The 20440-nt window shown below is 57.6% G+C and carries 17 protein-coding genes and 1 CRISPR repeat array; of the genes, 5 read left to right on the top strand and 12 right to left on the bottom strand.

All coding sequences use genetic code 11. The features are described 5' to 3' along the window. The first annotated feature begins 2 nt into the window (after positions 1–2). A CRISPR array of direct repeats spans positions 3–806; the repeat unit is 31 nt; unit sequence GTCACGCCCTCACGGGCGTGCTAGTTGAAAC. A 64-nt stretch (positions 807–870) separates the two neighbouring features. Next, a complete protein-coding gene (locus LIO98_RS14520; RefSeq protein WP_291958791.1) occupies positions 871–1338 on the bottom strand; it encodes an Lrp/AsnC family transcriptional regulator in 468 nt (155 codons plus the stop codon). A gap of 198 nt (positions 1339–1536) precedes the next feature. On the opposite strand from LIO98_RS14520, the gene LIO98_RS14525 reads away from it, so the two are divergent. Next, positions 1537–1776 (top strand): DUF6485 family protein, encoded by a 240-nt coding sequence (locus LIO98_RS14525; protein ID WP_291958795.1) that lies wholly within the window; start codon positions 1537–1539, stop codon positions 1774–1776. A gap of 74 nt (positions 1777–1850) precedes the next feature. Here LIO98_RS14525 and LIO98_RS14530 read toward each other — a convergent pair whose 3' ends face one another. From LIO98_RS14530 to LIO98_RS14570, 9 genes are all read right to left on the bottom strand, one after another. Further along, the gene (locus LIO98_RS14530; RefSeq protein ID WP_291958796.1) at positions 1851–4205 is read right to left on the bottom strand and encodes a homocysteine S-methyltransferase family protein; all 2355 of its coding nucleotides are present in this window, start codon (positions 4203–4205) and stop codon (positions 1851–1853) included. Beyond that, complete coding sequence (locus LIO98_RS14535) at positions 4192–4896, bottom strand: vitamin B12 dependent-methionine synthase activation domain-containing protein (protein WP_291958797.1); 705 nt, start codon at positions 4894–4896, stop codon at positions 4192–4194. Before LIO98_RS14535 ends, LIO98_RS14530 begins: the two co-directional genes overlap by 14 nt. After that, complete coding sequence (gene metF / locus LIO98_RS14540; protein ID WP_066742492.1) at positions 4889–5758, bottom strand: methylenetetrahydrofolate reductase [NAD(P)H]; 870 nt, start codon at positions 5756–5758, stop codon at positions 4889–4891. Before metF ends, LIO98_RS14535 begins: the two co-directional genes overlap by 8 nt. 81 nt (positions 5759–5839) lie before the next feature. Next, the gene (locus LIO98_RS14545) at positions 5840–6670 is read right to left on the bottom strand and encodes a Cof-type HAD-IIB family hydrolase (RefSeq protein WP_291958799.1); all 831 of its coding nucleotides are present in this window, start codon (positions 6668–6670) and stop codon (positions 5840–5842) included. Further along, positions 6667–7497 (bottom strand): adenosylcobinamide-GDP ribazoletransferase, encoded by an 831-nt coding sequence (locus LIO98_RS14550; protein WP_291958801.1) that lies wholly within the window; start codon positions 7495–7497, stop codon positions 6667–6669. Before LIO98_RS14550 ends, LIO98_RS14545 begins: the two co-directional genes overlap by 4 nt. An 88-nt stretch (positions 7498–7585) precedes the next feature. After that, a complete protein-coding gene (cobU, locus tag LIO98_RS14555; RefSeq protein WP_291958804.1) occupies positions 7586–8146 on the bottom strand; it encodes a bifunctional adenosylcobinamide kinase/adenosylcobinamide-phosphate guanylyltransferase in 561 nt (186 codons plus the stop codon). A gap of 2 nt (positions 8147–8148) precedes the next feature. Then, positions 8149–11901 (bottom strand): translocation/assembly module TamB domain-containing protein, encoded by a 3753-nt coding sequence (locus LIO98_RS14560; protein ID WP_291958805.1) that lies wholly within the window; start codon positions 11899–11901, stop codon positions 8149–8151. Positions 11902–12184: 283 nt separating this feature from the next. Beyond that, positions 12185–12850 (bottom strand): DNA-3-methyladenine glycosylase 2 family protein, encoded by a 666-nt coding sequence (locus LIO98_RS14565; RefSeq protein ID WP_291958807.1) that lies wholly within the window; start codon positions 12848–12850, stop codon positions 12185–12187. 119 nt (positions 12851–12969) lie between these two features. After that, the gene (locus LIO98_RS14570) at positions 12970–14058 is read right to left on the bottom strand and encodes a hypothetical protein (RefSeq protein WP_291958809.1); all 1089 of its coding nucleotides are present in this window, start codon (positions 14056–14058) and stop codon (positions 12970–12972) included. A gap of 211 nt (positions 14059–14269) precedes the next feature. Here LIO98_RS14570 and LIO98_RS14575 point away from each other — a divergent pair, with 211 nt between their 5' ends. Next, positions 14270–14737: a macro domain-containing protein gene (locus LIO98_RS14575; protein WP_291958811.1), complete on the top strand. Its 468-nt coding sequence runs from the start codon at positions 14270–14272 to the stop codon at positions 14735–14737. Positions 14738–14918: 181 nt separating this feature from the next. On the opposite strand, the gene LIO98_RS14580 is transcribed toward LIO98_RS14575, so the two are convergent. Continuing rightward, entirely contained in the window at positions 14919–16067 is a 1149-nt protein-coding gene (locus LIO98_RS14580; RefSeq protein WP_291958813.1) for an aldo/keto reductase, read from the bottom strand. A 706-nt stretch (positions 16068–16773) separates the two neighbouring features. On the opposite strand from LIO98_RS14580, the gene LIO98_RS14585 reads away from it, so the two are divergent. The 3 genes from LIO98_RS14585 to LIO98_RS14595 all read left to right on the top strand — a co-directional run bounded on the left by LIO98_RS14585 (position 16774) and on the right by LIO98_RS14595 (position 20261). Next, positions 16774–18480: an Ig-like domain-containing protein gene (locus tag LIO98_RS14585; RefSeq protein WP_291958815.1), complete on the top strand. Its 1707-nt coding sequence runs from the start codon at positions 16774–16776 to the stop codon at positions 18478–18480. A gap of 287 nt (positions 18481–18767) precedes the next feature. Then, positions 18768–19028 carry a hypothetical protein gene (locus LIO98_RS14590; RefSeq protein WP_291958816.1) on the top strand — a complete coding sequence of 87 codons (261 nt, stop codon included), beginning with the start codon at positions 18768–18770 and terminating at the stop codon, positions 19026–19028. A gap of 582 nt (positions 19029–19610) precedes the next feature. After that, a complete protein-coding gene (locus tag LIO98_RS14595; protein WP_229712374.1) occupies positions 19611–20261 on the top strand; it encodes a DUF6198 family protein in 651 nt (216 codons plus the stop codon). 30 nt (positions 20262–20291) lie between these two features. Here LIO98_RS14595 and LIO98_RS14600 read toward each other — a convergent pair whose 3' ends face one another. Next, complete coding sequence (locus tag LIO98_RS14600) at positions 20292–20435, bottom strand: hypothetical protein (protein WP_291958820.1); 144 nt, start codon at positions 20433–20435, stop codon at positions 20292–20294. Positions 20436–20440: the final 5 nt, after the last annotated feature.

The raw sequence follows: 20440 nt of genomic DNA on the forward strand, positions 1-20440 counted from the left end.
TAGTCACGCCCTCACGGGCGTGCTAGTTGAAACCTGGCGACGCGATAAATTACCTGCACCCAGCGTCCGTCACGCCCTCACGGGCGTGCTAGTTGAAACCCTTGTGCATTTCTGATAGGTTACTTTTTTTCCGGTCACGCCCTCACGGGCGTGCTAGTTGAAACAATTCAGCCTTTTATCCAGCATGGGGTCGTCATGTCACACCCTCACGGGCGTGCTAGTTGAAACGTGCCGGAGTCCCGAAGTTGCCGAGCTCAAAGCGTCACGCCCTCACGGGCGTGCTAGTTGAAACTCCTGCGCCGACTGTAGGTAGCGCGGGAATTTCGGTCACGCCCTCACGGGCGTGCTAGTTGAAACAAACTAACAGAGGCTACCATCCTCTGACGTTAGGTCACGCCCTCACGGGCGTGCTAGTTGAAACACGGCACCAGTCGGCATAGGTGGTACGCGATGTGTCACGCCCTCACGGGCGTGCTAGTTGAAACCATCAGCCCGAGCGTCATACCAAATACGGTCAGGTCACGCCCTCACGGGTGTGCTAGTTGAAACCGGCAACGAAGGAGGCTTCCACGCGATCTTGGACGTCACGCCCTCACGGGCGTGCTAGTTGAAACCCTCCGCGGTGGCGCTTCATCTCAATAAACAGGTCACGCCCTCACGGACGTGCTAGTTGAAACGCAATGCTGGCGGTTATCGTGCGCGTGCTGAGACATCACGCCCTCACGGGCGTGCTAGTTGAAACACCCCCGAAGAGAGCAGGAAGCCCCGCCAGCTCGTCACGCCCTCACGGGCGTGCAGTTGAAACTCACGCATATATGCCACGCGAATATGGAAGCATCAAGCGGTAATAATACACATACCGTCTTTGCCCTATGCCTCCTGTACCGCGCCCTTCATGGACATCGCTATCAGGTGCGAGCGGACGAAGCCGTAGCTGCGCAGGTCGTCGAGGAAGTTGTGCATGCGTTCTTTTGATGAGAAGGCCGCTTCGATGAGGAAGTCCAGCTCGCCGTAGATCTCCCAGAAATGGATGACGTCGGAGGATGAGCGCAAAATGGGGATGAGGATGTCGTTGGGCTTTTTATCGTATTTCTGGCCGCTGTTGAAATTGAAGCTTATCATCACGTGGAGCGCGCGGCCCAGCGCGTCTGTGTCTATCTCCGCTTTGTAGCCGGTGATGACGCCGTTTTCTTCCAGGCGCAGTATTCTTTCGCGCACCGCGGGGCGCGTCATGCCAACCGTTTCGCCGATCTCTTTGTATGTCTTTCTCGCGTCCTGCTGAAGCTCCCGCAGGATCTTCCAGTCGGTCGAGTCCGGATTATTTTTGTTCGCCGCCATCGCCGTCACCTTCCTTCGCCCCTATGTTACCCGTAACGCGGCCTTTGTTCAATTTCCCGGTATAAAAATGTTTTTGCCTTACAAACGGAGGCGAAAGTTGTTTTCTCCTTTCGCCGCGGTATTTATTTACCGGCGTTTTTAGGGGAAAATAATGACGATAGGAACAGTGATGACGGCAGATTAAAAGGAGTGGTGGGAATGGGTGAAGAGAAGACGGCGATAACCTCCGCCTGGGATAATATCAATTTTTGCAGCTGCGTCGATCGCGAATGCCCCAATAATCCGGCTAACTGCACGCTGGGCTGCACCCCCTGCGTGGAAGAATGTCTCAGGCAAAATGAGATACCTGCCTGCTTTTTCAGAAAACAGAAGCCTGATATGGACCGCAAGCAGGATTATTCCTTTGAGGGTTTCGCCAGGTTCACGCTGGGCAAATAGCTGATATTTTCACATACAAAGGGCGTCCCATTGAGGGGCGCCTTTGTCGTTTTACTTGCTGGTGTTCTCTGTTTTTAAAGAGAGTCGGCGTGCCGCACTGTCTCCATAGCGTCTTTCGCGTAACGGTCAGCGCCGGTGTATTCGGCGAGGCTCTCGGTGAGCACCGCGCCGCCGACGATCACCTTGACGTCGGGGCATTCTTTTCTTAGAAGCTCTATCGTATCTTTCATGCTGGCGACGGTGGTCGTCATCAGCGCCGACAGTCCGACGAGCTTCGCGCCCGTCTCCCTCACCGCTTCTAGTACGCGCTGCGGCGGGACGTCTTTGCCAAGGTCGGTGACGTTGAAGTTGTAGTTTTCGAGGATCACCTTCACGATGTTTTTGCCGATGTCGTGGATGTCTCCGTGGACGGTGGCGATGACGATCTTTTTGCCCTTCTGCGTGTCGCCGCCGGTCTTTACCAGCTCCGCGCGCAGCACCTCAAAGGCCGCCTTCGCCGCCTCGGCTGATTTTATGAGCTGTGGCAGGAATATTTTCCCGTTCTCGTAGTCTTTGCCGACTGCGTCGAGCGCGGGAATGATCTCTCTTTCCACGATCTCAAGCGGCGGATGTTTGATGAGCAGCGTCGCCGCCGCCTTTGCCGCCTCGTCTTTCAGGCCGCGCGCGATCGCATAGCCGATCTGAGGCGTATCTTCCTTGACGGAAGTGGCCTGCTGCGGCGCGGCGGCGCCATATTTTTCGATGTACTCTTTTGAGTCGGCGTCCTGTTCGAGCAGTACGCGCGCCGCGGCTACGGTCTCCGTCATTCCCGCGTCGCCGGGGTTCATTATCGGCGCGTCGAGCCCGGAGGCGAGCGCCATCGCCAGCATCGTCCGGTTGATTATCGGGCGGGCTGGAAGGCCGAAGGAGACGTTGCTGACGCCAAGCACCGTCTTTACGCCGAGCTCGCGCTTTACGAGCGAGATCGCCCGCATCGTCTCGTGCGCTTGGTCGGGCTGGGCGCTGACCGTCATCATGAGGCAGTCGATGAAGATATCCTCTCGCCTCAGCCCCGCAGCCTCTGCAGCCGCCACGATGCGGCGCGCTATCGCCAGGCGGGCCTCCGCGTCCTTGGGGATGCCGTTCTCGTCCAGCGTGAGGCCGAGCACCGCGCAGCCGTATTTTTTCGCGATCGGCAGCACCGCGTCAAGCGATTCCTTTTTCCCGTTCACCGAGTTCAGCAGCGGCTTTCCGTTATATATGCGGGCGGCGCGTTCGAGAGCTGCGGGCGAGGCCGAGTCGAGCTGCAGCGGCAGGTCTGTCACGGCCTGGATCTCACGCACCGCCTCGGCGAGCATTGCCGGTTCGTCGATGTCCGGCAGCCCCATGTTTATGTCGAGCACCTCTGCGCCCTGCTCCTCCTCACGGATCGCCTCGCGCAGCACGAAATCCATATCGTGTGCCCGCAGCGCCGCCTGGAGAGCTTTTTTGCCGGTGGGGTTGAGCCATTCGCCGATGACGGTGACGCGCTCGAAGCGTGCCTGCCGCGAGGGCGAGCAGATGCCGCCGCGCGGGGCCGCCGCCGTTTTGACTGGAGCCATGCCGCTTATCATCGATTTTGTAAGTTTTATGTATTCCGGCGTCGTGCCGCAGCAGCCGCCGACGAAACGTACCCCTTCGCCAACGAAATTTTTTACGCAGGCGGCGAACTCCTCAGGCGTGATGTCGTAGCGCGTCACGCCCTCTTCCATCACCGGCAGTCCGGCGTTGGGCTGGACCAAAACTGGCAGGCGCGTCGCGGCTAGGATGCGGTCTACGACCGGTACGAGCTGTTTGGGGCCGAGCGAGCAGTTTACCCCGAGGGCGGAGACGCCGAGCGCCTCGAGCGTCATCACCATTGACTCCACCGAGGCTCCGAAGAAGGTCGTCCCGTTTGCCTCGAAGCTCATCGTGGCGAATATGGGCAGGTCGGAATTTTCTTTCGCGGCGATCACCGCCGCCTTCAGCTCGTAGAGGTCGGTGAAGGTTTCAAGAAGGATGAAGTCGGCTCCCGCCGCCGTTCCCGCGCGGATAATTTCCGCGAATACTGCCACCGCTTCGTCGAAGGGCAGATCTCCCGCCGGCTGGAGCACTCGTCCGCAGGGTCCGATGTCGAGCGCCGCGTATTTTCCCGGCGCGCCGCCGATGGCTCTCTTGGCGGTCTTTACCCCCGCCTCTACCATCGCCGCGAGTTCCATTCCCGCCTTTTCGGCCTTGAAGCGGTTCGCGCCGAAGGTATTTGCGAGAATGACGTCGGCTCCTGCCGCGAGATATTCCCGGTGTATCGCCTCTATCGCCTCCGGAGCGGTGACGTTGAGCGTCTCCGGCACCGTTCCCAGCTCAAGGCCGCCTCTCTGGAGCATCGTCCCCATCGCGCCGTCGAATAACAAAATTTTATCAAGCTCTATCACCGCAGTAAGCTCCTCTCTTTCTGTATGGGCAGGCTCCTGCGGCGGCGCAGGCCGCGCAGCTCCTGTATCTCTTCTGCGGCCTGTCGGCGATGCCGATGATGGCCGTCACGGATTTTATCGGTACTAGCATTCCTGAATGGGTAAGAGAGAGTCCGATGGCCCTTCCCGCGTTGAGCGCCTCAATTATCTTCGCGGATTCGGCGGGCTCTACGCCGGAGTAGCCGGGGCTGAAACGCATCGTCAGCCAGATCTCACCTTTGACGGCCACCAGCGCGGTGCGCGAGGCCTCCGCCATGATCGCCGGTTCTGTTTCGTCGCAGAGCCTCTCTATCTCGGCGGAGGCGCAGGCGTCGAGGATCATCGCCCTGGAGATCGATTCCGTCTGTGTGCGTGTGATAAGCCTGTCCACGCCGCTCCCCAGCGTCGCCGCGAGCAGTGCCGCCCGCCGCAATTCTCTGCATAATTCAACAAGCGCCGCACCATGCAGCCGCAGCTCCGGCGTTATCTCTACGGTGTCGTCATCTGCCCTGATATCGAATATTTTATATACGGTTCGCGGAGACGAATGACGCAGAAGCTCCGCGTAACAGTTCTCCATCTCGGCGGAAAGCTCCGCCTGCGGCTCGCCGGATACACCGAGCAGCCGCAGCGCCTCGGCGCGGACGGAGGGCGGCAGTTTGCCGTCAGCCACGTTTTACCCTCAGCGAATATAACACGCCGCGGATGTTTTCGCAGATGCGCTTGGCGATGTCGGGCTGATTCATCGTATAGAGGTGGATGCCGTCGACTCCCTCGGCGAGCAGGTCGATTATCTGGTTCGTCGCGTAGGCGATTCCCGCCTCGCGCATCGCCATGCTGTTATGGCCGTAGGCGCGGATTATCTTCTGAACCCCCTCGGGAACCGAAGCGCCGCACATCGAGACCATGCGGTTTATCTGCGTCGGAGAGGTTATCGGCATGATGCCAGCCTCGATGGGCGTCGTGACGCCGAGCTTTCTCGCCCTCTCCCGGAAGCTGTAAAAGGAGGCGTTGTCAAAGAAGAGCTGGCTGATGAGCACGCTGACACCGCACTCGCACTTTGCCTTGAGGTGTTCCAGGTCCTCCTGCATCGAGTAGGCTTCGAGGTGTTTCTCAGGATAGCAGGCGGCAAAGACACGAAAATCATAATTGTCGTTGATGAATTTTATCAGTTCGCTCGCGTACTTGAAATCCTTCGTGCCCTCGTTGTTGATATCGCCGCGCATCGCGAGAATATTCTGGATACCCTTTTCCTTCAGCTTGTCGAGCGTGGCGCGCATCTCTTCGCGGGTGCTGCCGACGCAGGTGAGGTGGGCCAGCGCCGGGATCGCGTAATCGCGCTGGATGCGCGAGGCGATCTCCGCGGTGTTCTCGCGGCTCGTGCCGCCAGCGCCGTAGGTGACGCTGATAAGGTCGGGATCGAGGCTCGCGAGGGCGTCCACCGTGCTGAATATCTGGGAGAGATCTCCCGCCCCCTTGGGGGGGAATATCTCAAAGGAGAAGGTGGGCTTGTCAAGTTTGAAGAAGTTTTTCATCGTCGTCTCCTGCCTGTCATGTAATAATAAAATATATAAAAACACGCTCCGGGCCGGTCAAGAGAATTGGCCGCCCCGGATTTATCCCTGCCGGCTGTTCCTTCGCAGCGCCGCCACGGCCTGTTCCACTATCTGGGCGGCCCCGTCCTCGGTGTTCGGCGGCGCGATGATATCCGCCGAAGCCTTTACGATCTCCTTCGCGTTGCCCATCGCGACGCCGGTACCGGCCCAGCTTATCATCTCGATGTCGTTCACGCCGTCTCCGATCGCCATCACCTCTTCGCGCGCGATCCCGTAGTGTTCGCTGACCCGCTCCAGCGCCTTGGCCTTATTGACGGTGGGGTGGACCATCTCAACGAAGGCTCCCCATGAGGTGGCCTGATAGATCCGTTCGCCGAACTCTCCGCGCACGGCGGCGCACATCCGTTCAAATTCCGGCTGGTCGAAGGAGATACCGAGCAGCTTCGCGGAGTCCAGTCCGCACTCCCAGAAATCCTCTCCGAGTTCGACAGCCCGCAGCCCGCAGATATTTTCGTAATATGTGCAGCGTTCGTCGGCGCGGTCTTTGACGACGAGCTTATCGTCGGCGTATATCTGAATATACCAGCCCCGTTTTCTGAAAAAGTCCAATATCTCGCGCGTGAGCTCCCTGCCGAGAGTTTTTTCATAGACGGTCTCACCCGATATCGGATCGCGTATCAGCGCGCCGTTATAGAAGATAGAGGTGCTTTCGATGCCGATGTCGCGGATATGTATCATCGCGGAAGGGTACATGCGCCCCGTCGCCGCGACGACCCTTATGCCGCTCTCCTGCGCCGCGCGCAGCGCCTCTTTGGTGCGCCGGGTCAGGCGGCTGTCGTTGTCGAGCATCGTGCCGTCCATGTCGAGGGCGATAAGTTTCGGAGTCGTCATATCGCCGCCCACACCATCAGTGAGGCCAGCTCCGCCGCCACCGCCGCCGCCCCCATAACGTCACCGTTCACGCCGCCGAGGCGTCTGTTCATGTGCAGGGCAATAACGAAGCCGATTACCGCCGATACCGCGGCGCAGACGGAAAAATGAAAAATAGAAACTGGTAAAAAGATGACGAGGCAGAGCGCCGATATAAAAAGGTCATAAGAGGTGAAGGTGTCCACCCAGCCCTTGCCCATCCCATATTCCCAGGGATATTTCCCGAAAAATGCCGCGACGTTTTCCGCGAAGCGGGCCGCCGCCGCCGAGGTGACGCAGGCCGCCAGCCGCATATCGGGAGAGACCGTGGCGAGCAGCGAGGTCCAGAGGCCGAAAGCGATTATAAGCGAAGCGCCGCCGAAGGAGCCGAGACGGCTGTCCTTCATCACCTCACGCAGGCCGTCGCCGGTGCGTCCGGAGCCGATGCCGTCCCACAGGTCTCCCCAGCCGTCGAGGTGGAGCGCCCAGCCGATGAGAAAATAAAATGCCGCGCCGACCCAGGCGCTTGCCAGGGCATTAAGGCCCAGTACCGAGGCCGCCGAGACCGCGAGTCCGGTGAGCAGTCCGAGCAGCCCTCCGGCAAGCGGCGCGAGCGCCAGCGCGCGGTTCCCATTGGGAACCGTTTCCGGCCACCATTCCTTGGGCAGTGGGATACGCGAAAGCAGCGTCCATATAACGATGAAGCGCGCCGCGAAATCCCTCTTAAAGCCCTTGTCGTGAAGCTCCCCGTCAAGCTTTCTCGAATACTCCCTTAACTTTTCACGATAGTCGTCCATTGGGTTCACCATCCATAATAATTCCGTTATCATGCCGCGCCGGGCACGGCCATGTTTTATAGTTGATCATACAAAAATAACACGGTCAGTGCGGCAGAGTTTACGCCGTCCCGCCGCCCTTTATCCAGAGTGGGCAGCCGGCGACCACCAACGCGACATTCTTCGCGTATCCGGCGCAGAGCTGGTTCATACGTCCCTGCAGGTCGCGGAAGCGACGTCCCATCAGATATGGCGGCACGAGGCCGAAGCCGACCTCGTTGCTCACTATTATAAGCGAAGCGCCGCCGCCCACGCTCCCGCAAAGCTCTCTAGTGAGCGAAGCGATCTCCCCTTCGCGCTCAAACCAGGCCGCTTCGTCCTCTCCCTCTGATTCAGGGAAAGAGAGGAACAGCCGCGTCAGCCACATAGTCAAACAGTCCAGCAACAGCAGGCCGGAGGCCGAGGCGACGGCGCGCAGCAGCTCCCGCGGCTCGCCCTCCCAGGTGCCCCATTCGGCGGGCCTGCGGCTCCGGTGTATCTCTATACGCTTCTTCATCTCGCCGTCCCGGCAGTCAGCGGTGGCGAGATAGGTGACATGTTCTTTCTGACTAAGGGCGAGCTCCTCGGCGAAGGTGCTCTTCCCGCTCCTCGCACCGCCGAGGATGAGCGTGATCTCTCCCATCGCTACAGACCGAAGTCAACGTTCTTGAGCAGATTCTCGAGTGTCTGCTCGAAAACCTGTCCCTTCGCGTCGCCGCCGAGGTCGCCGTCTCCGGGGCCGACCGGTATCTCGAATTTGAAGCGGAAGGTCGTGTTGCCGTCCTGCGTGAGGCTCTTCTCATCCGGGTCGCTGTTGCTGGTCGGTATCGAATCCTTCGCCGAATTCTGGCGCACCGCCCGCTGTACCTTCACGTTATAAAAATCGGGAGCAGTTATCGTACCGCCGATATTCATCGTCACAAAGCGGAACTCGTTCTTCGCGAAGCCTGAAAGAACGCCGCCGAGCACGCTTTGCAGCACCTCGCCCTTATCGAGCTGTCCAGAGGTGTAATCAAGACCGGCGGAGACTAATCCCTGAAAGGCCCCGATGAGCGAATTCAGCGCGCGGATATTGACCTTGCCCATCGCGAAGAGGCTGATATCCTCCTTGCGGCTGATATAGCCGTCAAGCATCACATAACGGTAGAGAGGGTCGTTCTTCGGCGCCGTCGCCTGGCTGCCGGGGAGGATGTTGAGATCTCCGCCGTCATAGGTGAAGGTCGCCTGCACCGAGTCATAGCGCAGTGGCTTGCCGCCCGTAAACTTCTTCGCCGTTTCGAGGACGTCAAAGCTCGTCACCTCTCCCTTATGCAGGTAGAGGGCGCCGCCGGCGTGTACCGTCGATTCGCGGCCAAATTCGCCGCCGCCGCGTATCTTAAGGTCTCCGAGTCCCGATATCGACCCCTTTAACTTGGGCGCCGCCTGCTTCACGAGCATCTGCACATCAGTGCTCAGCACCGTGAGATTGCCGCCCCATTCGCTGTTCTTGAGGTCGAAACCGACGCCTCCCGTGAGCGTTCCGCCGTTGGTGGAGGCGTTCAGGTCTTCTATCATTATGTAATTCTGCGAGACGAAGAAAGGCGCTTTGATATCTTCAAAGCGTATCCCCATGAGCCTCATCTTCGGAGCGGAAAATACCCCCGTCCCCGTCAGCTCGGAGAGCTTGCCTTCGCCCTTCATCGAAAAATCGGCGACGCCGCCGAAGCGTGAGCGGAAATTCTCCGGCAGATAGGCGCCGAACTGGCGCATGTCTATCTTTTCTCCCTTTATATTGAACTTTCCGCGCCAATCATTCTCATCCTCGTAAAAATGTCCGTAGGCCTTGAAAGTCCCGTTCTTGAGCAGCGCGTGCGCGTCGCTGATCACGATATCCTTCAAAGAACCGTGATACTGGACCTCTACGATTGGCAGCAGGAAGCCGCGGTAACGGAAGGGAGCGATACGTCCCGAACCGTCGAACTTGGGATCGCCCACCGTCCCGGAGACCTTGATCTCCGTTTCGATCAGCCCCTGCACCGTGCGGACCACCGGCAGGTGCCTGCGCAGCAGCTCGTAGACATTCAGCTTTTTGACCGAGGCCACGAGATCCAGCTTCGCGGTGGAGAAGGGCTCTCCCGCCCCCGGCATCTCTATCCTGCCGCTGCCCGTCGTCGCGCCGTTGAGAAACACACCGTCGGCCTTTTTAATCAGGATCTCCCGCGGATTGCCCTCGATGGCACCGTTTATCTTCTGCACCTTAAAATTACGCCAGTGCACGTTGTCTCCTGTGAAATCAAAGCTCCAGTCAAGGCCGCCGCCCGCCGCCGAACCGGCCGTCACCGTGCCGGAGACCTCGCCGCCGATATCCTCGCCCGCCTTGAGCAGGCCGTTGATTATTGAGAAATCTACGCGGGAGACCTTGCCGTCAAGCTTCCACGAAGTCGGGCTCTGAGTGCCGTCCGCCCGCTTTACGGGCAGCGCGACATTACAGGCCAGCGTGCCGCGTCCGCCGCCGGCGTTTATATTTATCGGGTCCATGCGCAGAGCGTTCCCCGAATATTCAATATTCATGCCGAGCTTCGCCAGCCGCAGATCGCGGAAACGCGCCGCGCCTGTGCTGACACTGGCTTTGACGACCGGCGACTTCGGCGAGCCCGTGAGGCTCCAGCTCCCGGAGGCGACGCCCTCCACATCAAGCGTCTTCAGCACTGAAAGCAGCGGATAAAAGCGTTCGGCGTCCACATTTCGGAAAGTCCCGTCAAAGCTGAGCTGCTTATCCGCCGAGACAGCGAAGGATGCCGCTCCCTTTGCCGTTATCCGCGCGCCGTTCCACTCCGCCGAAGACTTAAGCAGCGAGACCTTTTTATCTCCCATGCTGTAAGAGGCGGATAGACTGATATCGGAGACCTTGCCGACCTTATCGGCGGTTATCAGCGGCGAAGCCGCCTCCGCGCCGACCACCCAATGGCCGATAAGCCCCCTGCAGCTTCCCTTAAGAGAGACACTGCCGCTCACCTTGACATTTTCCGTCTGCGGCAGGCTCTTCAATATCTTTTCAACGGGGAAGCCCTCTGTGGAAAAGGCGATATCCGTTGGCACCTTCTCGCCAAAGCTGAGCATTCCCTTTAGCGCGAGGGCTCTGCCTCCGGCGGTCGCCGACATATCGAGCACCCCGGCGGGCTGACCGTTAAAGACGGCGCTGCCGTGAAGCCTGTTAAGGGCGATATCCTGATAACTCAGGTCGGAGGGTGCCATGTCTATGCGTCCGACAAGGGCGTTGAGCGGCCCCTTGAGGTCCGCGCTGAGAGAGGAGATACTGCCCTTGAGGAAAAGCGCCCTGCCGGCCGTCTCCTTCTCGAACTGCGCCGTCCAGTCGGCGAACTTCAGATTCTTAACATCTGCCTTAAGCGTGAGATAGCTGTCCGCGGAGGTCGTATTCAGGCTGAAACTGCCGGAGAGGGATGAGTCGAAAATCTTCCCCTGTCCCACCTCCACGCTGATCTCGCCGGGGCGGTAGCTCCACTTTGTCTGCACCTCTTCCAGCGGGATACCGCGGATGACGGCGTTGTGAAGACTGCCGCTGCCCTCTGTGACGATGTTCCTGCCGCTGCCGGAAATCTTGGCGCTGCCGGAGAGCACGCCGCGTACGCCGTACCTCTCAAGCGCCGGCACTAGGTCGGCCACCGTGGTAAGATTTAGCTCCTTCAGCGATATCTGCATATCCATCGAGGGATAAAGAGCGCCGGAGAGCGAAACGCCGCCGTCCTCCAGACCGGCGGAGAAATTGTCGGCGTGCCACACTCCCTGCGATTTGCCGATCGAGCCGTTCACGGAAAAATCCTTGCTCTCCACCGTTCCCTTTACGTCGAGATCATAATTCAGCGAATTCTTGATACGGATGCGGCTGGGCTTGAAATTAATCGTACCCCACTCCGTCCTCAGCGTGTTGTCGCTGATCATGACGGTGTCGATAGGGATATCCGTCGGTCCGTCGGACTTCTTCTCCGACTTGGGCATCAGCTCCTGCAGCGCTTTGAGCGAAGTATCCACGCCGTCCAGGCCGATAAGCGAGACGCGCGGACTGCCGGAGAGCACGCTTGGCAGAGAAATATCCACGCCGATATTCCTTATAAAAAGCAGCTTATCGCCGGAACGGGATATCTCGACATTCGAGGCGGTGAAGCCGGTGACGGGGTTTCCCTGCAACGGGGACATCGTGACCTTCAGATTCAGCTGCTTCTCCGCCGCCTCCTCCACCTTGCCCTGCACGAACTCTCCGAGGAAATTTGTATTTGATAAGACAAAGCCTCCCCCCGCGATCAGGACGATAAAAATCGCCACGCCGATCATCCATTTTCTTGCCGCTGACCTTTTGTTCTCTATATCCTTATCCAAAACGAATACCACCTTATAATACATTCCGAATATCTTTATTATATGTACGTTATATGCGCCGCAGCATTTTTAAGCTCTCCTACAGCCTGAGAGACAAAATAATTCTATCACGTTAAAGGGATTTTAAACCGTATATATGGCATATTGGAAGACAAAGCAATATTATGCACCCGCATAAAGCGGGGGAGCGGAGGATATTAAATAAAGCGGCCATACATGTCCGCTTTATGAGTCAGATTTGAGCGGCGGGGAAGAAGAAAACAGGCCGCCATTTTACGGTGCCGGTGCCTGTCATAACCTGCGTACATTACCGCGGCGGCAGGCTCTTTCTGTTGGCGGATTTCGGCGCGTAGTCGCGCATGCCGGGGACCGCGCCGCCCGCGATCTCCCAGAGATAGAGCGAAGCGAGGCTGCCGCAGGGGGAGTAGCGTTTTCTGTATCTTTCAAAGAGCGCCGGGGTAATCTCCTTGTGGTGATAGAGCATCCGCAGGCCGCGGCGGATGCCGAAATCCCCGAAGCTCAGCACGTCGCGCCGCTGCATGGAGAAAATCAGCAGCATCTCGGCGGTCCAGACTCCGATGCCGCGGAGGGTGCTCAGCGTCTCGATCACAGCCCCGTCCTCCATCTCCCACAGCGCGGCGGGGTCAAACTCTCCGGCCTCCGTCTTCCGCGCGAGCTCAGTGATATACTCGGCCTTTCTGAACGAAATGCCGAAACCCTGCATCCGTTCCAGACCGGCGGCGTGGACGCTGCGAGGCGTCACCTCGCCGAGACCGGCGGAAATCCGCGCCCAGACCGTCCTCTGCGCCTGTGTCGAAATCTGCTGTCCCGCGATATGGTGGACGAGCGCGGAAAAAATATCCGGCTCCACATGCCAGCCGGAGAGCGGCCCGATCTCTTCGATCGCCGCCGCGAGTTTCTTATCCCTCTTTTTCAGATGATTCAGCTCTTCTTCCGTATATGAAAAATTCACGTGCCCCTCACGCCCTTATCCCCGTATATCTTAATTATAAGGGGAAAAACAGGCGCCTGTCAGCGGTATGTCCGAAGAGAGCAAGGCAAATGTATAAATTAGCCGCCATCCGACGGCGGTTACGGCCTTCTGCGCGTTCTGAGCGGCGCGCCAGCAATCATGAAGAGCAGCAGTACGATACCTACCGCGCCGTTGGCGCTGTAAATGATATTTACCAGGCTCTTGAAAGAGATAAACGCGCCTGCCAGACAGCCCGCGGCGGAGAGCGCCGCCGTCAGCAGATAAAATTTTCGCGACCTTTCGGCGGCAAAACGCGCCGATACCGCCCACAAAAGCGGCACGGCGGAGGAAAATATGCCGCCCATGATGATAAATGAAAAGGCCAGCGCGATTTCGGGATGTATCTTTGCCGCGAGAATCAGCGAGGGGATGTCGGCGGCGGCCACCTCTTTGATGGAGGCGAACATTCCGCACATCAGCACGATGATGCCCAGCGCGAAGCCGGCCGCGCCCAGCGAAGCGCCGAGCACCGCCTCCTTCGCCGAATTGGCCCGGTGCCCCATCGCCGCGGTGAAGGCCGCCAGCCACAGCATCTGGTTGCCGCTGTAAAAGACGCCGGCGGTGAACCAGTTCGTCCCCGCCCGGTAGATATCGACCTCTCCCGCTTCGACGAGTTTAGCGCCAGCCATGATACCGCTGAGATTTCCCAACGCCGAATAGAGGCCGATGCCGACCGCGAACAATATCAGGACCGGGCCGATCATACCGATGACGTCTACGATCCTGCCGAGGCCGAGCATCACCGTACCGCCCGACAGCGCCGCCATCAGCGCGCAGCCCACATAGACCGGCAGGCCGTAATACTGGGCGACCGTCGCCCCCGCGCCGCCGATCAGCACGATAAAAGAGGCGTAGATACAGACGACCGAAAAATAATCATAGACGCCGCCTATGTGGCGTCCGCAGTAACAGCGAAAAATATCGTTGGTGTTTTCAAATTCCGTGGCATAACCGGTGAAGGCGAAGCTGCCCGCCGCGTAGGCGATGACGATCAAAGTCAGCGCCGCCGTAAGAAAACCATTCAGTCCATAGCCGGTGAAATACTGAAGCACCTCCTGCCCCGTAGCGAAACCGGCTCCGACGAGCAGGGATATCGTCGACCCCGCAAAAATCACGACATTCCACAAACTTACCTTTTCGGTTCTCATCAGCGGTCATCCTTTCACGTCTATTATATTTGTCATAAAATGAAGGTACTTTCCACGCTGTTAAATTATAAAACGGCAAGTCCAACAATAGTCCAACAAACCCATCCTGCCGTCATCAGTGATTTCACCGGGCGTCCTGCCTGCGGGAAGAGGGGCCGGGCGGCGGAAATTCTGTTAAAATTACCGCATCACCTGTGAAAGGAGCGGCAATATGGCATTTGAAATAATCCACGGAGATATTACCAAGGTGAAGGCCGACGCGATCGTCAACGCGGCCAATACGTCTTTGCGCGCGGGCGGCGGGGTATGCGGCGCGATATTCGCGGCGGCGGGCGCTGAGGATCTGACGCGCGCTTGTGAGGCCGTCGGCGGCGTCGCCACGGGAGCCGCCGTCGTCACACCCGGATTCGCACTGCCGGCTAAATATATAATCCACACCGCCGGCCCCGTCTGGCATGGCGGCGGCGCGGGGGAGCCGGAGCTTCTCGCCTCCTGCTATAAAAGCTCGCTGAAACTCGCCGCGGAAAAGGGCTGCCGCTCAGTGGCCTTTCCGCTCATCTCCGCCGGCATCTTCGGATATCCGAAAGACGAGGCAATGCGCGTCGCCGAGACGTCGATAAGAGAATTCCTGCGGGAAGATGACGGCATGAGGGTAATGCTGGTGCTCTTCGCGGGCTGACAGCGCCGCGTAACATTCCTTATAGCTGGTAAAATCGAAACATAGCGGCGGGACGCCGAAAGCCCCCGCGACATTCCTGTGCGGGGGCTTATCGCGTAATGAGACATACCTGCGCCGGGCCTAGTCAGGCGGCTCTTAGAAAAAACAAAGAACGTCCGCCGTCGTGGAGAGAGGCTCTGTTCTACGCGCCGAATACCGCTTTTGCCTGCCGCATATTTTCGACGACGGGTACGCCGAAGGGACAGCGGCTCTCGCAGGCCCCGCACTCAAGACAGTCCTGCGCCTTATGAGGCAGCGCCGCGTAATGCTCGCGCACCGTCTCCGGCACCGCGCCCTGCGCCTTTGCCAGACTGAGAAACTTCGTCACCGCCGCGACGTCGATCCCCGCGGGGCAGGGCGCGCAGTGACCGCAGTACATACAGTGGCCGCGCCAGCTTATCTTCGGCAGCGAGGCGAGAGCCGCCGCGTAATCCCTCTCCGCCGCCGGAGCCTCGGAATAGGCGATACTCTCCCGCAGCTCTTCCGGCGTACGCGCCCCGGAGAGCACCGTGGCGACGGCGGGGCGCGTCAGCGCGTAATGGAGGCACTGATATGGAGTGAGCGCGCGCCCCGCGGGCGACAGCTCTTCGTCCAGCAGATCGCCGCCGCCGAAGGCCTTCATCACCGTTATCGCCACACCGAGGCGGCTGCACGTTTCGTAAAGCGCCTCGCGCTCCGCATCCATATTCAGCAGCGGTTTACCGTAACTCTCCGCGCTCCAGAGCCGTTCACAGTCCTCGTCTCCAGGCTGCAGATCGTAACAGGGATTGACGCTGAACATTAGAACCTCGACGAGTCCGCTCTCCGCCGCCGCAATCGCCGCGGCGGGGTTATGGCTGCTGACGCCGATATGCCTTATCCTCCCCGCCGCTTTAAGCTCCCGCGCGTAGCGCATCACGGGACCCTCCGCGATCTCGCGCCAGTCCTCCGTCGAATCGCAGTAATGTATCATGCCGACCTCGACATAGTCGGTGCCGAGCAGCTGCAGCAGCTCCTCAAAACTCTCGCGCACCTCTCCCTCGTCGCGCGTGCGCCGGTACTGCCCATCCTCCCACGTCGTGCAGAGGTGGCCCTGTAAGATGAACTCCCCGCACCGCCCCGCGAGGGCGCGCCCAAGGTTCTCCCTCACCCGGGGGTCCGAGGAATAGAGGTCTATATAATTCACGCCGCCCGCGGCGGCGATATCCACCAATTCTTTCGTATAACGCCCGTCGTGACCGACAAATCCCTCGCAGCCGAGGCCGATCTCGCTCACCATAATTCCCGTCGAGCCAAGTTCGCGGTATTTCATCTTTCTTCCTCCCTGCGGCTCCGACGCGCGGAGCCGTTCAATCATTCTTGTGCGATGAGACTATAGTACTTGGAGTTGGCTCTAAGTCAAGAACCTCACTTTCTTTTTTGTAACCTTCCGCAGCTCCTCTCACTGTTAAAGTTGTCATACCTTGGCAACTTACAAAACCCAATAAGGAGGACTGCGACAATGCAGAAAGAGAACCAGCAAGTTCACTCGTCTCCCCTACCCGTACCCCGGCCGAAGCCCGTTTCCGTTCCGGAGGCCGTCCGTGCCTACAAGCCGCTTGTAAAGGCCGCCGCGAAACGTTACCAGGGGCGCGCCTCAAAAAGATCCGCAGAAAGATAAAAAAGGTGCTGAACGAATAAATTGCCTAGATTAAGTAAATTATGCTATACTATACTCGGTAAAATCACCTACCAATAAGATAAAAATAATATGAAGGAGCGAACTATGTTGAAAACTCAGAACAGAGACCACTGTAATATTTTTGCATTGAACGAGAGTGCCCCCCCAGAAAGTAAAATCAAGTTTAAGATATTCCTGTCCATTTATTTTAATTCTTCTCTTACTTTCACTTACACTCATACTGAATACGGCGCGGCCCGCGGCGGCGCTGACAAGCGCGGACGTAGTCTATTACGGGACCTATCCTCAGACTAAGAATGCCTCGGGAGATTTTTCAGCCGGACCTATCGCGTGGCGTGTGCTTGAGGTCAGCGGCGATAAGGGGTTCCTGCTATCCGAGAAGGTGCTGGACTGTATGTATTTTAATAAAGTCCCCACTAGCCGTCCTTCTCAATATTGGCTATGGTGGAGCGAATCCCCGATACGTAAATTTCTCAATGGTAAAAAATACGTGCCCTCCGTATCGGCGGATATTACGGGGCATGTTGTCGAAAATCCCAAAGATTACAGCTTCTACGAAAGGGCCTTTGTTTCAGGCGAACAGAATTGTATATTAGAGGTGAATCTGGACAACAGTGTAAAGCTTTTTTCAAATGATATTCCTACAGGACCCAACACAGACGACAGAATTTTTCTGCTCTCTACCGCGGAGCTTCAGGATAAAAGGTATGGTTTTGACAGTGGCGGAAACGGAGATCCAGCGCGCGATGCCGAACAGACGGCCTACTGTGACAAGAATGGAACACTTGCTGGATATTGGTGGACCCGTTCTATTGCGAACGACCTGGCGGATCACGAAGTGGTGAATGTATTTCCCTCCGGTATGCTTGCCGGCAACCCCATCTATAACTGGATTCTCGGGATTCGCCCCGCCTTTTACTTAAATATGAAAAACGTCATCTTTACCTCCCCCGCGAACGGAGGCAAGGGCGGCGGCGTGACGTCTGTCCTGTTAAAGCAGAACTATACCTCCGACTATAAGGGCAGGTGCGAGCAGAAGCTCACTATAGCTGCTGATAAATATAAACTGTCATCAGCCGCGCTTACGACGGGCGCTGTGGCTCCGGGCACTGATATTAAGCTGTCGATAGAATACGCGGGGGCCTCTACCGGTCCGGAATATCATCTTGCCGCGGTTGTGACCGAAGGAGACAGGGCCGTTTACTACGGCAGGATAAAAAGCCTCGCCTCGGCGGCTGACAGGGACGGCTCCGCAAACTTTACAATTCCGGAGTTTAGGGATGGAGACAGTCTTCACGTCTTGGTCGAAGGGCGCAGCAACAATCATAACTATATGACAGACTTCGCGAGCATGCCTAAACTCCTCGCCGGCACCGGTACGGGCAGGCCGCAGGAGGCGCTGTCAGAGGATGTTGTCGAAGAGCCTGCCCCTAAGACCACTGCTATAGAGGTGAACCCCTCCGCACTTACCATTGTTAAAGGATATGCCACGCAGTTATCCGTTATCTTTGCTCCCGAAGGAGCCTCCGAAAAGATAATCTGGAGCAGCGACAAGCCGGATATTGCCGCAGTAAACTCCAGCACAGGCGTCGTAAAGGCGCTTGGCGCGGGAACTGCCGTCATAACGGCCTCCACGCCCGGCGGCAAAACCTCGTCGTGCGCGGTGACAGTGACGGAAAAAACGCAGGCGGAGGGCATCGTCCTGACACTGGCCTCTATGACTATGCACAAAGGTACAAAGGAAAAAATCACAGTCTCCTTTAACGGCATAGCAGAACAGCCGCTCGTCTGGAGCAGCAGCGACGAAAAGATAGCCAAAGTGGACGGACAGGGTAATGTCACCACGCTCTCCGAGGGAAAATGTATGATAAAAGTTTCCACCGCGGATGGCACGGCGGGCGCCGAGTGTGCGGTTAAAGTTACGCCGGGCTCCGGCGGCTCAGGAGGCGGTTCCGGCGGCTGCAACGCTGGGCTGGGGCTCGGCGCGCTCGCGCTTTTGGCGCTCCTTCCCTGTGCAGTCAGGAAAAACAAAGGCGAAAAATAAAGGCTAAAACACGGAACGGAGAATGTAAAACTCCGTTCCGTGTGCCATTATGCCGGGAGATGATCGGATGTCTGCGAAACATCAAGGATTTCACGCGCCGCTGTTGATCGCGATACTTTTTTCAATCTGCCTCTTCCTCATCTTTTGCCTGATGGTTCACGAGTGGCGATATTGATAGAAAGTTCCGTGAAATGCTTATACGCGGGAAAGAATAAAATCTTTCTCGAAAATAGTCTGCCGGAGGTAACAGGCCGTACCCCCCAACCGCAGAACAGGAGTGAGACGGATTGCGCTTAAAAGACTCGAAACGATTCTTCCGTGACCTGATGGAAGATGCAACTATACGCGGTAAATGTATTGAGATCGCCATGCTGCCCAAAAATGAACGTGGTATGGCACTCCGCGCGCTCGGATACTCATTCACCCCTAAGGAACTGGACTACGTGCTTTGCCGCGAATTTTACCTCATACCGGAAGAAGAGCGCCGTCTGCTCGGCCCCGGCGACTTGCGCGATATTGTGATGGATATGTGGGGCAATTGTATGTGACGGCGGCTCTTAGCCGCCGTCTTTGTCGTCGGGCTCAGGTCCTGTTGAGCTAAATCAGCGGTGCGTCTAAACGCCGATCCACCTTTGGTCAGAGAAAAGAGATAAATAACGATTTTCCTTTGGATAGGAAAAGAGATAAATAGTGGTTTAGCTTTTGCCCTTGCTCTTAAAGGCGCCCTCTCCGAGGGAGCTGGCTCGGCGGTGTTTTTCCGTCGAGACTGAGGGAGAGTTGACCTTAGGTTCTTCCACGGCTTTCGCCGCGGGCTTTGTTTGGCGCGGTTTCCGCGCCAAACAGAGCAACACTCCTTCCGTCAGCCGCCAAAAGCAGGCGGCCGACACCTCCCTCGGAGAGGGAGGCTGTAAGGGCAAAGTCAAAAGAAAAGTTAAACCGCTATTTATTTTTTACCCTATCAAAGCTAAATCGCAATTTATCGTTTACCCTGTCAAAAGCTAAATCGGCGTTTAGATGCGCTGCCGGTCTTTATTAATGTGTTTGCCCCGTTTTCCCCGCCACGCTGTTTGACAATAAAAAATGCCGGTAATATCATATAGGGGTTGTATTTGAAAAGAGGTTACATGAAATTGAATGTTTTGCTTATAAAACGTTATCTGGTATTTATTCTCGGGGTCCTCATCAATTCATTCGGAATCAGCTTTATCACAAAGGCCAGCCTCGGCACTTCGCCGATAACCAGCGTTCCCTATGTGTTCAGCCTGCGTTTCACGCCGACGCTGGGGGAATGTTCCTTCGTCCTCAATATGTTGTTTATCTTCCTGCAGCTTTTGCTGCTGCGGCGTGATTTTCAGAAGATCCAGCTGCTGCAGATCGCGGTGAATTTTGTATTCAGCTGGTTTATCGACGTGAGTATGCTGCTTCTGGCCTCCTTCGCGCCGGTGAGCTATGCCGCGAAGCTCGTCTCATTGGCGGCGGGCTGCGCGATACTCGCCTTCGGCATCAGCCTCGAGGTCTACGCGAACGTCCTGATGATCCCCGGGGAGGGGGCCGTCTACGCGATCTCTAAGGTGCTGAATAAGGAGTTCGGCGTCGTCAAGGCGGGCTTCGATATCACGCTGATGCTCACGGCGGTGACGCTCTCGCTGCTGTTTTTCCGCGGGCTGAACGGGATAGGGGAGGGGACGGTGATCTCGGCCTTTATCGTCGGGATGATCGTCAGGCTGTATAATAAACGGCTCGGTTTTATCGGCAGTTATCTGAATCCGCAGCGTCAGTGACGCGGAGCTCTCAACTATTTTATTTCAGCCTCATACGCAGTACGGAAAGCCGCCGTCTCCGAAAAAGTCGTGCGTCGCGAGCATGGCCTGTTCCCAGATGTCAAGAAGCCGCTCTTCCAGAGAGGCTTCAAGCCGCGCCGGTTCGTATAATTCCCATTTCCCGTCAGGCTGCATGTAGA

Source organism: Cloacibacillus sp. (genome assembly GCF_020860125.1).
Lineage (GTDB): Bacteria > Synergistota > Synergistia > Synergistales > Synergistaceae > Cloacibacillus.